At 58.7% G+C, this 865-nt stretch carries 2 protein-coding genes; both read left to right on the forward strand.

The genetic code is table 11. The annotated features are described in order from the left end of the window. The coding region (gene tnpB, locus CWI66_RS17630; protein ID WP_100732391.1) for an IS66 family insertion sequence element accessory protein TnpB at positions 1-315 on the forward strand (315 nt) is incomplete at its 5' end. A 28-nt stretch (positions 316-343) separates the two neighbouring features. After that, positions 344-865: IS66 family transposase (locus tag CWI66_RS17635; RefSeq protein ID WP_446718687.1), on the forward strand; the 522-nt coding region annotated here is incomplete at its 3' end.

Raw genomic sequence — 865 nt, forward strand, 5'->3', positions numbered from 1 at the left:
TGGCTGTGCACCGAGCCCACCGATATGCGCAAATCGTTCCGGGGCCTGAGTGCCCTGGTTCGGAATCAGTTGAAGCACGACCCGCTCAGCGGCCAGTATTTCGTCTTCGTTAATCGTCGCAAGACTCAGATGAAGATGCTGTATTTTACGACCACCGGTTACTGCCTGTGGGCCAAGCGCTTGGAGCAGGGGCAGTTCCGGGTGCCATTATCTGCCTCGGGGCAGCGAGCCCTGACCCTGACGGATCTGCAACTGCTGATCGATGGCATTGAGGTGCAGAAATACCGCCAGTTCAAGCGTTTTCGAGGGGTATAGAAGACGGACTTCCGGTATAATATCGGCCATGAATTCAACGGCTTCCACTACCTCTTCCAACACGCCTTCTTACTCGGCTCTGGCCGAGGAGAATGCATTGCTGCGTGAACAACTTCAGGTCATGCAGCGGCAGTTGGACTGGTTCAAGAAGCAGCTGTTCGGTCCCAAGTCCGAGAAGCAGGTGTTTGACCTGCCTGGGCAGGATAGCCTGTTCGCGTCGGATGACGCCCCGGTTCCGGCGCAGCCGCCGAAAAATGAGAAGCGCACGGTTAAAGCCTATCAGCGTGGCACTGGCAAGAAACAGCGGGACGACGACTGCCTGAACGACACCGGCCTGCGCTTTACTGCCGATGTGCCAGTGGAAGTCATTGAGCACCTGCCGCCAGAGCTGACCGGGCCGGAGGCCGATCAGTACGAAGTGATTGGCAGCAAGACTACCTTCCGGCTGGCCCAGCGGGCCTCCAGTTATGTGGTGCTCAAGTGCGAACGCCCGGTGTTCCGGCGCAAGGGCACCGAGAAGCCCATCACCACACCGGCCCCGTTCAACGTG

The organism is Halomonas sp. 141, from assembly GCF_002810305.1.
GTDB classification, from domain to species: Bacteria; Pseudomonadota; Gammaproteobacteria; order Pseudomonadales; family Halomonadaceae; genus Vreelandella; species Vreelandella stevensii.